Origin of the sequence: Rhodococcus oryzae (assembly GCF_005049235.1) — a bacterium.
In the GTDB taxonomy this organism is placed as follows: Bacteria; Actinomycetota; Actinomycetes; order Mycobacteriales; family Mycobacteriaceae; genus Rhodococcus_G; species Rhodococcus_G oryzae.
Map to the genome: position 1 here is coordinate 197,949 of NZ_SUMD01000002.1, position 13,904 is coordinate 211,852.

The following is a 13,904-nucleotide window of genomic DNA, read 5'->3' on the forward strand; positions in this document are numbered from 1 at the left end:
TCAGGCGCTGGCGCCCTTGCCCTCGCGCTCCGCAACCAGGTTCAGAGCGATGTCGACGAGCATGTCCTCCTGGCCGCCGACCAGCTTGCGCTTGCCGGCCTCGAGCAGCAGAGTGCGGACGTCGATGCCGTAGCGGGCCGACGCCGTCTCCGCGTGCCGCAGGAAGCTCGAGTACACACCGGCGTAGCCGAGGGTCAGGGTCTCGCGGTCGACGCGCACCGGCCGGTCCTGCAGCGGACGGACGATGTCGTCGGCGGCGTCCTGCAGGGCGAACACATCGCAGCCGTGCTTCCACTCGTACAGGTCGGCGACCGCGATGAACGGCTCGATCGGGCAGTTGCCCGCGCCCGCACCGTGCCCGGCGAGGGACGCGTCGACGCGGTAAACACCCTCCTCGACGGCGACGACGCTGTTCGCCACCGACAGCGAGAGGTTCTCGTGGGCGTGGATGCCGATCTCGGTGCCCTCGTTGAGGACCTCGCGGTAGGCGCGGACCCGGTCGCGGACCCCACCCATGGTCAGGCGTCCACCCGAGTCGGTGACGTAGACGCAGTGCGCGCCATACGATTCCATCAGCTTGGCCTGCTTGGCGAGCTCCTCGGCGGGTGCCATGTGGCTCATCATCAGGAAGCCGGAGACGTCCATGCCGATTTCGCGGGCGGTCTCGATGTGCTGGGCGGAGACGTCGGCCTCGGTGCAGTGCGTCGCGATGCGCACCGACCGCACGCCCAGCTTGTAGGCGTGCTTGAGCTCCTCGATGGTGCCGACACCGGGCAGCAGCAGCGTGGTCAGGCGGGCGTTCTGGATGGACTCCGCCGCGGCCTCGATCCACTCCCAGTCGGTGTGCGAGCCGGGACCGTAGTTCACGGACCCGCCGGCGAGACCGTCACCGTGGGCGACCTCGATGGCGTCGACGCCGGCGGCGTCGAGGGCCGACACGATGCGCTTGACGTCCTCCGGCGAGATCCGGTGGCGCACCGCGTGCATGCCGTCCCGGAGGGTGACGTCCTGGACGAAGATGGTGGGGTTGCTCATCGGGTGGCTTCCTTCTTCTGTGCGATCCGCTCCGCGATCTGCTGTCCGGCGGAGGTCATGATGTCGAGGTTGCCGGCGTAGGCGGGCAGGTAGTGTCCGGCGCCCTCGACCTCGAGGAAGATCGACACCTGGTGGGTCGGTCGGTTGCCGTCGACGACCAGGGTCTCGACCGGCTGGTCTGCGGGGATCTCGGTGATCTGAACCTGCTGCTTGAGGCGGTATCCGGGGACGTAGGCCGAGACGTCGCCTACCATCTTCTCGATCGACTGGCGGATCTCGTCGTGGGTGGCCGGGTCCGGCGCGTCGACGAGGCAGAAGACCGTGTCGCGCATGATGAGCGGCGGCTCGGCGGGGTTGAGGATGATGATGGCCTTGCCGCGCCTGGCGCCGCCGACCGACACGATCGCCGCGGACGTGGTCTCGGTGAACTCGTCGATGTTGGCGCGGGTACCGGGGCCCGCCGACTTCGACGCGATCGACGCGACGATCTCGGCGTACGCCACCGGGACCACCCGTGAGACGGCCGCGACCATCGGGATGGTGGCCTGGCCACCACACGTCACCATGTTCACGTTCGGCGCGTCGAGGTGGTCGTCGCCGTTGACCGCTGGGATCACATACGGCCCGATGGCGGCCGGGGTGAGGTCGATCATGCGCTTGCCGAGCGGGGCCAGACGCGCGTTGTTCGCGACGTGCGCCTTCGCCGACGTGGCGTCGAAGACGATCTCGATCTCGTCGAAGTTCGGCAGCGCGACGAGGCCCTCGACGCCCTCAGCGGTGATCGGCACGCCGAGCTTCGCCGCCCGTGCCAGACCGTCGGAGGCGGGGTCGATACCGACCATCGCGCCCATTTCCAGGTGCTCCGAATGGTTGAGCACCTTGATCATCAGATCGGTGCCGATGTTGCCCGATCCGATGATCGCGACCTTGACTTTGCTCATGCTTCCTTCTCTCCCACGAAACTGGCGGTCACGGTGCCGAGACCGGACACGGTGACGGTGACGGTGTTGCCGGCGGCGACGGTCGCCATCGGGCCGAGGGCGCCGGACAGGATGACCTGACCGGCGAGCAGCGGCTGGCCGAGGTCGCGCGCCGCGCGGGCGAGCCACACCACGGCCTCGATCGGGTCGCCGAGGCAGGCGGCGCCGTTTCCGGAGGAGACCTCCTGGCCGTCGACGGCCATCGACATGACGACGTCCACCGGATTGATCTCGTCGAGCGTGCGCCGCTCGGATCCGAGGACGTAGACACCGGACGATGCGTTGTCGGCGACGGTGTCGCCGAAGCGGATGTCCCAGTTCTCGATGCGGCTGTCGCAGATCTCCAGTGCGGCGACGGCGTACTCGATCGCGCCGCGGACCTGGGCCGCGTCCAGCGGGCCGTCGGCCAGGTCGGCGCCGAGCACGAACGCGACCTCGCCCTCGATCTTCGGCTGGATCAGCAGGCTCATCGGGATGTCGGCGCCATTGGCGTACGCCATGTTGTCGAACAGGACGCCGAGGTCGGGCTGGTCGACGCCGAGCTGCTGCTGGACGGCGACCGAGGTCAGGCCGATCTTGCGGCCCACGACTGTGGCGCCGGCCTGCCGCCGGAGGTCGTTGACGCGCTGCTGGACGGCGTAGGCGGCGGCGAGGTCGTCGGCGCCGATCAGATCCCGCACCGGCGAGCAGGGCACACCGGCCGCGGCGGCGGACGCGAGGCGGTCCGCGGCGGTGGCGATGTCGGACTCGCTCGCCGCGATGGAGTTCGTGGGCTGGCTCATGGCCCCTACTGTTACGGGATCCGTGCGGCCGAACCAGCCCTTCGTCTCACTCAGCGATACGCTCGAATGATGACGGGCGCCGCGGACCTCGATACCGTGCTCGGCAAGGCGGTGACGATCCTGCGCGCCTTCCGGGCAGAGGATCAGGTGCTCACCCTCGCCGACCTGGTCCGACGCACGGGGCTGCACAAGGCGACCGTGCATCGACTCGCCGGTGATCTGGTCGCGAACCGACTGCTCGACCGCGTCGACGGCGGCTACCGCCTCAGCGGCGGCCTCTTCGAACTCGGGATGCGGGCATCGGTCGAACGCAGCCTGCTCGAGGTCGCGATGCCCTTTCTGCAGGACCTGTACGAGCGAACCCACGAGACCGTGCATCTCGGCGTCCGGGAGGGTCACGACGTCGTCTACATCGCGAAGATCGGCGGTCACCGTCAGGCGAAGTCGCCGTCGCGGACGGGTGGACGAAATCCGTTGCACTGCACCGCGATCGGCAAGGCACTCCTGGCGCATGCGGGTCCGGACATCCAGCGGGAGGTGCTCTCGTCGCCGATGACCCGGCGTACCGCTCACACGGTGGTGGCGCCAGGACTGCTGCGCCGTCAGCTGACGAGGATCGTGGAGACGGGCGTGGCCTTCGAACACGAGGAATCCGCCCTCGGTCTCACCTGTGTCGCGGCGCCGGTGCTCGGGCAGGGCGAGGAGCCCCTCGCCGCCATCAGCGTCACCGGCCCGACCGGGCGGTTTCGACCGGAGAGCCAGGTCGGGGCCGTGCGTGCGGCGGCCGCGGGGCTGGGGAGTACCTTGGCGCGGCGCGAGCGCCTCCGGTAGGACCGGCCGACGGCGTCCGGGGGCGCACCCTCGGTCGTATGTAGAGTGCACATCGCACGCATGACGCTCCGTGCACCAGGACCGTTGCCCTCGTGCCCGGTGTCGACTTCCCGCACTAGTGAGGCACTGTGACTGACTCGATCGCTCACCAACAACAGCTCTACGTCGCGGACGGACTGTCCGACGAGGAGATCGCGCAGCAGGCGGACCTGTACGGGCCGCTGACCGACAGCGTCAGGGAGCTGATCGAGATCGCGCTGCTGACCGAGGTCGACGACCCGGAGGTGCGCGCCGCGATGGAGCACATCGAGTCCGCCAAGCAGTTGCTGCGGAAGCAGATGATCCCCGGACCGTACGGCGTGCGCTGGGGCGCCTCGGGTCAGAAGCGGGCCTGGGGCAATGCCGCGGCCGGGCTGCGCAATGCGATCGCGCCGCCGTTGGTCATCGACTGCGACCCCGACGGGCGCGCGTCGACCGACTTCCACCTGGGGTCGGCCTACGAGGGTCCCGCCGGTCTCACGCACGGTGGTGTGTCCGCTCTGGTGCTCGATCAGGTGCTCGGTGCGGCGGCTGAGGCGGGCGGTGCGCCCGGCATGACCGGGACGCTGACCCTGCGTTACCGCCGCCCCACCCCGCTCGGCGCGCTGCACGCCGAGGCGCGCATCGATCGCCTCGAGGGCGTCAAGACCATCGTCGTCGGGCATCTTGCCGGGCCGGACGGTGTCTGCGTGGAGGCGGAGGGGGTCTTCATCCTGCCGCGCTGGGTTCGGGACAGGAACAGCGCAACGGTGTCCGATCCGGTCTGACCGATCATCGCTGCCCTCGAGCGGGTGGCAAAAGGTGCACAACAAGATCGTCACCACGAGCCCGTCCTGATCTGCCGGGGGTAGCGTAAAACGCATCGAATCCCGGCGAGACGAGGGGACGTTGTGACGACCTCCGTGAAGGACAAGCCCGGAAACCTGCCTGCGGAGTTGACCAGTTTCGTCGGTCGGCGCCACGAGATCGCCGAGGCAAGGCGCTTGCAGTCCACCTCGCGGTTGGTCACGCTGGCCGGCATCGGTGGCGTCGGCAAGACCAGGCTGGCCGTGCGGGTCGCCGAGGATTCGCGGCGTGCGTTCGCCGGCGGGGTCTGGCTGGTCGCGCTCGGCGAGTTGCGCGATCCTGCCCTGTTGGCGGAGACCGTCGCCGCTGCGCTCGGCCTGCCGGATCAGCCGGGACGTTCGGTGTCCAGTGTGCTGGTCGACCACCTCTCCGCCAGGCAGATCTTGTTGGTGCTCGACAATTGCGAGCACCTGCTCGGGGCGGTCGCGGAGTTTGGCGAGGCGCTGCTGCGCGCATGTCCAGAGCTACGGATCCTGGCGACGAGCCGCGAGCTCCTCGGGGTGGACGGGGAGCGGGTGCTCCGGGTGCCGCCGTTGACGGTTCCGGACGTGGAGCAGACCCCACCACTCGAGGCGATGTCGCGGTACGAGGCGGTGGCGCTGTTCGTCGCACGTGCCACGGCCTGCCTGCCGGAGTTTGTGCTCACCGAGGCCAATTGCGCTGCGGTGGCGGGAATCTGCGGCAGGCTGGACGGCCTGCCGTTGGCGATCGAGCTGGCGGCGGTGCGGATCCGGGCGATGTCCGCCGAACAGATCATGGAACGCCTGACCGACCGGTACCGGCTGCTGACCGTCGGTTCCCGGGTCGCACCGACTCGGCAGCAGACGTTGCGATCGTGCGTGGACTGGAGCTACGAGCTGTGCGCCGCGAAAGAGCAGCAGCTGTGGGCGTGGCTCTCGGTGTTCGTGGGCGGTTTCGAGCTGGATGCGGCCGAGGGAGTCTGCCCCGAGGAGCTGGTAGACGACGATTTTCTGGACGCGGTGGCCTCACTCGTGGACAAGTCGATCCTGGTCCGCGAGGAGTGTGGGGAGATCGTGCGCCTGAGCATGGCCGAGACGATCCGTGCGTACGGCTCGGAGAAGTTGCGTGAATCCGGCGACTTTCCCAGGGCTCAGCGACGCCACCTCGCGTGGCACGAGCAGCTCGTCGAGCTGGCCGGGTCGGAGTGGCTCGGCCCCCGCCAGGTGCACTGGATCGGCCGACTCGATCGGGAGCAGTCGAACCTGCGGGAGGCCCTGGCGTTCAGCATGACCGCGTCGGTGATCGACACCGAGCCAGATGCCACCGCGCGCTTCGTCAACGGCATGTACACGTTCTGGTCGTCGTGCCGGGGCCAGTGGGGGGAAGCCAGGCATTGGATGGGCCGTTGCCTGACAACCGCCGATGCCGCGCGGGCCGAGGAACGCGTGCTGATGTTGTACTTCGACAGCGTATCGGCGGAAATGCAGGCCAAACTCGACGAGGCCGCGGCGCGGGTGGCGCAATGCCGCGAGCTCGCAGAGCAATTGGGGGATCCGGAGTCGCTCGAGGCCGCGAACTACGCGAGCGGCTATCTGGCCGTATTCAGTGGAGATCCCGCCGCCGCGGTCGAACCGTTCCGGGCCGCAATCGCCAGCGCAGGCGCACGGTCGGCGACCGGGTCCGCCCCGAGTCGAAGTGTGTCCCGAGTCGGCCGACAGGTGGGTGGGCTTCTAGGCCTGGCAGCGGCGAGCGGACTATCGGGGGACGAGGAGACGGCCGTCGCCTGCCACGAGCAGATCCTTGCGATCACCACCCCGCGAGGCGAGCACCACTTCCGTGCGTACTCGTCCTGGACTCTCGGACATACAGCGCTCCAGGTGGGCGAGACCGATCGAGCAGCAACCCTGACGGAGCAGGCGTTGCGGCTGATCCGGCAGATCAACGACCCGGTCATGGCGGGCTGGTGCCTGGAGTCGTTTGCCTGGATCGCGATACGCGAGGACGAGCCGACGCGTGCGGCCGTCCTGATGGGTGCCGCGGAGGCGCTCGCGCGGACGGCGGGGAGCGCCACGGTGACCCTTCCCTACCTACTTGTCCACCACGACGAGTGTGAGCGACTCACTCGCGACGCGCTCGGGATTCGCGGCTATGGCGAGGCGTTTCGGACCGGTGCCGGGATGGGTGTCGACGACGCTGTCGCGTACGCACTCGGGGACCGCCGCACCGAGGAGCCCCGGAAGGCGCCGGTCGCACCGGTGCTGACTCGTCGAGAAGCCGAGGTGGCCGACCTCGTCGCGGAGGGACTGACCAACAAGGAGATCGCCTCCGTGCTTGTGATCTCGCCCCGCACCGCTCAGGGTCACGTCGAGCACGTCCTGTCCAAGCTCGGGTTCACCTCGCGGACACAGATCGCGGCCTGGGTTGCGGAGAACCACAAGAATCGACAGCCCTGATCCGAATCCAGGGAACGAGCCCTGCTCGGGTCGGTCGCGCTGTCGGCGGGTCGGGGTGCCCTACCAAGCGATCCGCTGTCACGGCTCTTCGCCATCGCCCGTTTTGCCGCCGCTGTGTGGCGTTCCTCGCACCCGGCCACGTCGTCGGACGTGGATTTCGTTGTGTTCCATCGCTGTTCGACGAGCGCGGTCGAGGAGTTCCCCAGGATGGTGGCGGTGGTTGACCTTCGGCCGCTTCTGCGGGTCGATGTGCGGTGGTGGGGTCCATTGGGTGCGCCCGGCGAAGGCGGTGCCGTCGGGGGCGATGCCGGTCTGCCAGCCACCGGGCCCGTCGTGGATGAGGGCGTGGCAGGCGTCGCAGCCCAATGTCAGCTCGTCGATGTCGGTGTTGCCGCCCTTGCGCCAGTCGTGGACATGATGGACCGCGGTCATGGTGGCGGGGGCGTCGCAGCCGGGCCGGGAGCAGCCGCCTTCGGCGGCGATCAACGCGAGACGTTGGTCGGCGGAGGCGAGCCGTTTGACGCGCCCAAGATGTAGCGGGCGGCCGTTGTGATCGAATAGCGCCAGCACAGGGTGGGATCGTTCGGCCATCCGGAGTGCGTCCTTGATCGGGACCGCGCCTCCGGAGGCCGTGGTGACCACGCCGGTGGCGTGTTCCAGCTGATCGAGGCGCATCGTGATGATCGTCGTGACCGGCAGCCCGCGGTGGTTGCCGAGCGCTCCGGACCCCAGTAGCCCTCGCAGGACCTGCTTGAGGGCGTCGTGATTTCGTTGTGCGGCGGTGCGGGTATCTCGGGCGGCTGCCCGACCGAGCTCGTTCCGATCGATGCTCGCGGATTCTGCATCCCCACAAGGTGATTGGGGGGCGTCGGGATTGTTCATCCCCGGTCGGGCGAGTTTGGCCAGCACCGGATCGAGCAGTGCCCTGGTTTCCGGATCCAGCCACCCGGACACGGGCGTCATGAGGTCGGAATCCTGGCGTCCGAGTCGGAGCCCCCGGCGGCGGGCGCGATCCTTGTCGTCGGTGAGTTTGCCGTCTGGGTTCAGGTAGGCCAGTAGTCGTTGGCCTGCCCTCGCCACGTCCTCGGGCGTACCGCGCCGGGCCAACTCCGCCAGGACCCGCTCGGCGGTCTCGACCTCAGGGGTGGGGGTGGCGCGGGGGATCTTATGGACCACCTCGCGCACCGCCGCGGCGTGCTCGGCGCCGATGTCGCCGTCGCGTTGTGCGGCGGCGGTCGCCGGGAGGGTCGCCGGTAGCTCCTCGCCCGACAGGGTGCGCCAAGTGCCGAGCTTCCTCGCGGCGGTCACCCTCCTGCTCGCATCCCCCGCGGAGATCCGCAGCACTTCGATCAGGAGCTTGTTGACCGACGCGCAGCCGTTCTTTCCAGGGAGTCCACGCTCGACCGATTCGACGATCAGGCGGTGCCCGACCGCGGCGGCGGAGCGTAGCGCGGCCTCCATCCCACGCAGCGCTCCCAGGACGTCGGAGTCCGGCAGTCTGGTGAGATCATCCGTGCAAAGTCCGTCGACCGCAGCGGCCAGTCCCGCCAGGTGCTCTGCGACCTGCTCGGATTCTCCACCACACGCGCTCGAACGCATGTGCTAATTCTAGCGAGGGGGTCCGACACTTCCCCTGCGTCGATACAACGCGCGAATCGATCCGAGCTGCCACCGGTGAAGCGACACCGGAGCCGCCGCGGCGTCTGGTGGGACGTCCTACCGTGCGATCGGGCGCAGGATGACCTCGGTCGGGTGTCCGTCGCGCGGAGTCTCGATCGCGGCCCGTACCGCGCCCGCGACAGTGCCTGCCTTGAGGAACTCGTCCGGGTCGTACGCGCCGCCCTCGGCCGTGATGATGTCGCGCTGCATGTCGGTGTCGATCCGTCCCGGGTGGATCGAGGTCACCCGCAGCGCGGGCTCCTCCAGCCGCAGCGCATCACCGAACGCGCGCAGGGCGAACTTACTGGCCGCGTAGGCGCCCCAGCCGGCGTTGGCGCGGAGCCCGGCGCCCGAATTGATCAGCACCACATGCCCGTTCGCCGCGCGCAGGGCGGGCAGCAGCAGCCGGGTCAGCTCCGCGACGGCCACCACGTTCACCTCGAACGTCCGGCGCCACACCTCGGCGGGGATCTCGGCGACCGGGCCGAGCTCGGCCACACCCGCGTTGTGCACCAGGACATCGAGGCGCTCGATTCCCGCGACCGCGGCTGCGACCGCGGCGTGGTCGGTGAGGTCCGCCGGCCAGCCGACGGCACCGGGCAGCTCCGCGAGTATCGGCTGCAGGGATTCGGGGCGGCGCGCCCCCAGCAGCAGGTCGTGGGTGGGCGCGAGCTCGCGGGCGATGGCGGCGCCGAGCCCGCGGCTCGCCCCCGTGATCAGTGCAGTCGGACGCATGGAGTCGAGGCTAGCCGAACCGGCGGGGCGCCCCTACGCGTTCTCCTTGGCGAAGGTGCGGGCCCCGATCAGGCCCAGCACCAGCGCGAGGCTGACGGTGACGAGGGTCCCGATGTAGACGTCGGAGGACCCGAAGTCGCCGCGGAACAGGGCGCGGGCGGCATCGACGGTGTGCGAGAGCGGGTTGAGCCGCGCCAGCGTCTGCAGCCACCCGGGACCGAGGGTCATCGGCAGCAGGATTCCCGAGAGCAGCAGCAGCGGAACCGAAACCATGTTCAGCACGGAGGCCAGCGAATCCTCGGACCGCGTTGCAAGGGCGAGCGCGTATGAGGCGGAGGACATCCCGGCCGCGATGATGGCGACCAGGATCAGCGTCAGCACGAAGCCGAGCGGGTTGGGCCGCAGGTCGAAGAGCAGTACCGCGACCAGGGTCAGGATGCTGGCCTGGACCATGAGCACCACCATGTCCTTGAGCACCCGGCCGAGCAACAGCGCCCCGCGGCTGGCCGGGGTGACCCGCTGGCGTTCGATGATCCCGGCGCGCAGTTCGTAGACCATCGCGAAGCCGGCGAACATCGAGCCGAACAGTCCGATCTGCATGATCAGTCCGGGCGTGAACACCAGCCAGGGGTCGGTGCCCGCGCCCATCGAGCCGGCGACGCCCTCGAGCAGCGGGCCGAACAGCACCAGGTAGAGGATCGGCTGGGTCAGTCCGATCAGGACCCACAGCGGGTTGCGCAGGTTCGCGCGCAGATGCGCCCAGAAGATCAGGCCGGTCTCGTTGAGGAAGCTCATGCTCGGTCTCCGTCCCGAAGGGATCGTCCGGTCACGGTCAGGAACACGTCGTCGAGGCTGGGTCGCTTCACGGTGAGCGAGCCCGGCACGATGCCTGCCCCCTGCAGCGCGTGCAACAGCGGGATGACCGCGGCGTCGCCGTGCTCGACGGTCAGGTGCACGTGATGGCCCTCGGTCAGCTGCGAGCGCAGGTCGAGCGCGTCGTCGGCGACCGCGATCGCGCGTGCCGCCAGCTCGGGCGCGATCTCGAGGCTGATCACGTCGCCCGAGATGCGTCGCTTGAGCTCGTCCGGGGTTCCCTCCGCGACGATCTCCCCGTGGTCCATCACCAGGATGCGGTCGCAGAGGGCGTCGGCCTCGTCGAGGTAGTGCGTGGTGAGCACGATGGTGGTGCCGCGGTCGCGCAACGAGCGGATGTGGTCCCAGAGGTTGGCGCGGCTCTGCGGGTCGAGGCCGGTGGTCGGCTCGTCGAGGTAGATGAGGTTCGGCTGGTGCACGAGTCCGAGCGCGATGTCCACCCGTCGGCGTTGACCGCCCGAGAGCTGCTTACACTTTCGGCCGCCGAGGCCGTCCAGGTCGAGGGCGCCGAGCAGCGCCACGGCGTTCGCGACGGCGGCCGCCTTGCTCAGCCCGAACAGCCTGGCCTGCAGGATCAGCTCGTCGAGGACCAGCTCCTCCTCGTTGGTCGACCCGCCCTGCGCGACGTATCCGATCCGGGAACGGACCCCGCGTGGATCACGGCGCAGGTCCGCGCCGGAGACCGTGGCCTCGCCCGCGGTCGGGTTGATGAGGGTGCTGATCATGCGCAGCGTGGTCGTCTTGCCCGCACCGTTGGGACCGAGCAGTCCGAGGATCTCGCCCTCGTACACCTGGAAGTCGATGCCCTTGACGGCCTCGACGGGTCCGGTCTTGGTCGTGAACGTGCGCGCGAGCCCCGAGACGCTGATCATGGCTGGGATGCTCATGGGCTCACGATAAGCAGACCCACCGACATCCGCGACCGATTAGATGTCCGTCGGACGCGCGGTCGGGGCCAGCGCCGGATGCAGCTCCATCTCCTGCGTCTTGACGACGAAGTAGACGTGCTGCCCCGGGGCGAGGTCGAGGTCGGCGACCGCGGCCGCCGTGACATCGGCGGCGGGTCCGGTGCTGCCGTCCGGGTGGTCCACTCCCCTGACCCGGACGGTGGCCCCGTGCACGTCCAGCTCCGCGATGGTCACCGCGATCACGTTGCGGGGGCTGGCGTGTGGCGGCGGCTCGAGGTGCACGGCGACCGCGCCCGGCCGGAACAGGGCGACGGCATCGGACCCGACCGCGGCCTCGCCGATCCCGGACAGCGTTGTGCTCCAGGATGTCCGGAGAATTCCCGGCTCCTCGATCGTCCCGGACACCAGGTTGACCCCCGCCATCCGGGCGGCGAAGGCGCTGCGCGGAGAGGTCAGCACCTCGCGCACGCTCCCCCGTTCGACGATCCGCCCGGACTCGAGGACGATCACGCGGTCGGCGAGCGCGAGGGCGTCGAGCAGGTCGTGGGTGACGAGCACGGCGGTGCGCTGCTCCTCCCGCAGGATCCGGCGCAGCAGTCGGCGCACCGCAGGAGCCGAGCCGACATCGAGGGCCGCCATCGGTTCGTCCAGCAGCAGCAGTCGCGGGTCGGCGGCGAGGGCGCGGGCGATCGCGACGCGCTGGGCCTGGCCGCCGGACAGCTGCGTCGGCCGCCTGCTCGCGAGCTCGTCCGCCTCCACCTCGCGGAGCCATTGCTCGGCGATCCCGCGTGCAGCGGAACGGGTTTCGCCCCGGCTGCGCGGCGCGAACGCGACGTTCTCGGCGACGCTCAGGTGCGGGAACAGCAACGCCTGCTGCGACAGCATCGCCACGCCGCGCGCGTGGGCCGGTACGAACTCCCCCGACGCCGTGTCGGTGAGCACCCGTCCCTCGAGTTCGACGCGTCCCCGGTCGGGCCGGACCAGCCCGGCGATCAGCGAGAGCAGCGTCGACTTGCCTGCCCCGTTCGGGCCGAGGACGGCGAGCACCTGCCCGGGCTCGAGGTCCAGGTCGAGGTCGACGTCGCGATGGTCGAGGCGGGCATGGACCCGGAGCCCGTCGCGGCCCGTCGCCCGGGCCGTGGTCTCGGCGGCCCGGTTCACAGCACACCGCCGGACCGGCGCCTGCTGGTGCCGATCACGATCAGCGCGGCGACAAGGACGAGCAGCAGCGACAGCGCCACCGCGGCCTCCGGATCGGTCTCGCGCTGCAGGTAGATCTCCAGGGGCAGGGTCCGGGTGACACCCTGCAGCGAGCCCGCGAAGGTGAGGGTGGCGCCGAACTCTCCGAGAGAGCGCGCGAAGGCCAGCACGGCGCCGGAGATCAGTCCGGGCAGCACGAGCGGGAGGGTGACCCGGCGCAACACGGTGGTGGGCCGGGCGCCGAGGGTGGCGGCCACGGTCTCGTAGCGCCTGCCGGCCGTGCGCAGCGCGCCCTCGAGGCTGACGACGAGAAACGGCAGCGCGACGAAGGTCTGCGCGAGGACCACCGCGGTGGTGGTGAACGCGATCCGGACCCCGAACGCCTCGAGTTGTTGCCCGAGCAGGCCCTGGCGGCCGAAGGTGTAGAGCAGCGCGATGCCGCCGACGACGGGTGGCAGCACGAGCGGCAGCAAGACGAACGATCGCAGTACCGACTGGCCGGGAAAGCTGCTGCGGGCCAAGACGAGCGCCATCGGGACCCCGATGAGCACGCACAGGACCGTGCTCGCTGTTGCGGTCTTCAGGCTCAGCAGCAGTGCGGCCCTGGATGATTCGGAGGTGACCAGCGGCACGAAGTGGGCCCAGTCGATCTCCAGCAGCATCGCCACCAGGGGCAGGATCACGAAGCAGGCGCCCAGCAGCGCCGGGAGGTACACCCATCGGGGCAGTCCCACCGCGACCTCGCCCCCTGGTCCCCGGGAGCGGGTCACGGTGCGGAGCACCCCGATGGGAGTCACGGTGCGGCGAATCCCGCCCCGGCGAGCACCTGACGGCCGGTGGGCCCGGTGACGAGTTCGACGAACTCTGCTGCGGCGGGGCTGTTCTCGGAGCTCTTGAGCTCGGCGATCGGGTAGGTGTTCACGGCGCCAGCGGACTCGGGGAACGGGACCGTGGCGACGGCGGCGCCGGCGCCCGCGGCGTCGGTGACGTAGACCAGCCCGGCATCCGCCTGACCGGAGGTGACCTTCCCGAGCACATCGGTGACCGAGGACTCCTCGCTGACCGGCGTGATGTCGGTGCCGGTCGTCTCCTCGATCTTCTGGGTCGCCGCCCCGCACGGCACCTGCGGCGCGCACACGACCACCTGGTTGCCCGGGTTCGCGAGGTCGGCGAAGGTGGCGATGTGCTTCGGGTTGCCGGGCGGGGTCACGATGGTGAGCGTATTGGTGGCGAAGTTCACCGGGGCGGTCGCGGTGAGCCCGGCGTCGACGGCCTTGGTCATGTTCTTGGTGTCGGCGGAGGCGAACACATCCGCGGGCGCGCCCTGGGTGAGCTGGGCGACCAGGTCGGACGAGCCTGCGAAGCTGAACTCGACGTTGGTGCCGGGGTGCTCGGCCTCGAACTTCTCGCCGAGCTCGGTGAACGTCTTCTTCAGCGAGGCCGCGGCGAAGACGGTGATGTCGCCGCTGACCGGGGAGGCCGCCGCGGACGTGGTGGTGTCCCCGGCCGGCGCGGAGTCCGAGCTCGAGCAGCCGGCGACGAGGGTGGCGGCGGTCAACGCGGCGAGCGCCACGGCCGTCGGGCCGATGCGCATCGCGCGGG

The 13,904-nt window shown here is 69.9% G+C and carries 13 protein-coding genes; 3 read left to right on the forward strand and 10 right to left on the reverse strand.

Annotated features, from left to right (window positions below; translation table 11 throughout):
- Genes dmpG through FCG67_RS04350 form a run of 3 tightly spaced genes read right to left on the reverse strand, consistent with a single transcriptional unit; the run spans nt 1 to nt 2,797 of the window.
- Entirely contained in the window at nt 1–1,035 is a 1,035-nt protein-coding gene (gene dmpG / locus FCG67_RS04340) for a 4-hydroxy-2-oxovalerate aldolase (protein WP_077039973.1), read from the reverse strand.
- A complete protein-coding gene (locus tag FCG67_RS04345) occupies nt 1,032–1,976 on the reverse strand; it encodes an acetaldehyde dehydrogenase (acetylating) (RefSeq protein WP_136907473.1) in 945 nt (314 codons plus the stop codon). The genes dmpG and FCG67_RS04345 overlap by 4 nt, the downstream gene beginning before the upstream one ends.
- Entirely contained in the window at nt 1,973–2,797 is an 825-nt protein-coding gene (locus FCG67_RS04350) for a 2-keto-4-pentenoate hydratase (RefSeq protein WP_136907475.1), read from the reverse strand. Before FCG67_RS04350 ends, FCG67_RS04345 begins: the two co-directional genes overlap by 4 nt.
- Before the next feature lie 69 nt (nt 2,798–2,866).
- Between FCG67_RS04350 and FCG67_RS04355 the strand changes: the two genes are divergently transcribed.
- The 3 genes from FCG67_RS04355 (at nt 2,867) to FCG67_RS04365 (ending at nt 6,927) form a co-directional block, all read left to right on the forward strand.
- The gene (locus tag FCG67_RS04355) at nt 2,867–3,628 is read left to right on the forward strand and encodes an IclR family transcriptional regulator (protein ID WP_136907477.1); all 762 of its coding nucleotides are present in this window, start codon (nt 2,867–2,869) and stop codon (nt 3,626–3,628) included.
- A gap of 128 nt (nt 3,629–3,756) precedes the next feature.
- The gene (locus FCG67_RS04360) at nt 3,757–4,434 is read left to right on the forward strand and encodes a PaaI family thioesterase (RefSeq protein ID WP_136907479.1); all 678 of its coding nucleotides are present in this window, start codon (nt 3,757–3,759) and stop codon (nt 4,432–4,434) included.
- 123 nt (nt 4,435–4,557) lie between these two features.
- Nucleotides 4,558–6,927, forward strand: coding sequence for an ATP-binding protein (locus FCG67_RS04365; RefSeq protein WP_246044834.1), 2,370 nt, complete (start codon nt 4,558–4,560; stop codon nt 6,925–6,927).
- Between the two features lie 78 nt (nt 6,928–7,005).
- Here FCG67_RS04365 and FCG67_RS04370 read toward each other — a convergent pair whose 3' ends face one another.
- The 7 genes from FCG67_RS04370 to modA all read right to left on the reverse strand — a co-directional run bounded on the left by FCG67_RS04370 (nt 7,006) and on the right by modA (nt 13,896).
- Nucleotides 7,006–8,526, reverse strand: coding sequence for an HNH endonuclease signature motif containing protein (locus FCG67_RS04370; protein ID WP_136907483.1), 1,521 nt, complete (start codon nt 8,524–8,526; stop codon nt 7,006–7,008).
- Nucleotides 8,527–8,643: 117 nt separating this feature from the next.
- On the reverse strand, nt 8,644–9,321 hold the full coding sequence (locus FCG67_RS04375) for an SDR family oxidoreductase (protein ID WP_136907485.1): 678 nt from the start codon (nt 9,319–9,321) through the stop codon (nt 8,644–8,646).
- A 33-nt stretch (nt 9,322–9,354) separates the two neighbouring features.
- Nucleotides 9,355–10,116: an ABC transporter permease gene (locus FCG67_RS04380; protein ID WP_077039979.1), complete on the reverse strand. Its 762-nt coding sequence runs from the start codon at nt 10,114–10,116 to the stop codon at nt 9,355–9,357.
- Complete coding sequence (locus FCG67_RS04385) at nt 10,113–11,081, reverse strand: ATP-binding cassette domain-containing protein (protein ID WP_246044836.1); 969 nt, start codon at nt 11,079–11,081, stop codon at nt 10,113–10,115. The genes FCG67_RS04380 and FCG67_RS04385 overlap by 4 nt, the downstream gene beginning before the upstream one ends.
- A 39-nt stretch (nt 11,082–11,120) precedes the next feature.
- Nucleotides 11,121–12,263, reverse strand: coding sequence for a sulfate/molybdate ABC transporter ATP-binding protein (locus FCG67_RS04390; RefSeq protein ID WP_136907487.1), 1,143 nt, complete (start codon nt 12,261–12,263; stop codon nt 11,121–11,123).
- Nucleotides 12,260–13,072: an ABC transporter permease gene (locus FCG67_RS04395; protein WP_136908063.1), complete on the reverse strand. Its 813-nt coding sequence runs from the start codon at nt 13,070–13,072 to the stop codon at nt 12,260–12,262. Before FCG67_RS04395 ends, FCG67_RS04390 begins: the two co-directional genes overlap by 4 nt.
- A 23-nt stretch (nt 13,073–13,095) precedes the next feature.
- Complete coding sequence (modA, locus tag FCG67_RS04400; protein WP_136908065.1) at nt 13,096–13,896, reverse strand: molybdate ABC transporter substrate-binding protein; 801 nt, start codon at nt 13,894–13,896, stop codon at nt 13,096–13,098.
- Nucleotides 13,897–13,904 lie beyond the last annotated feature (8 nt).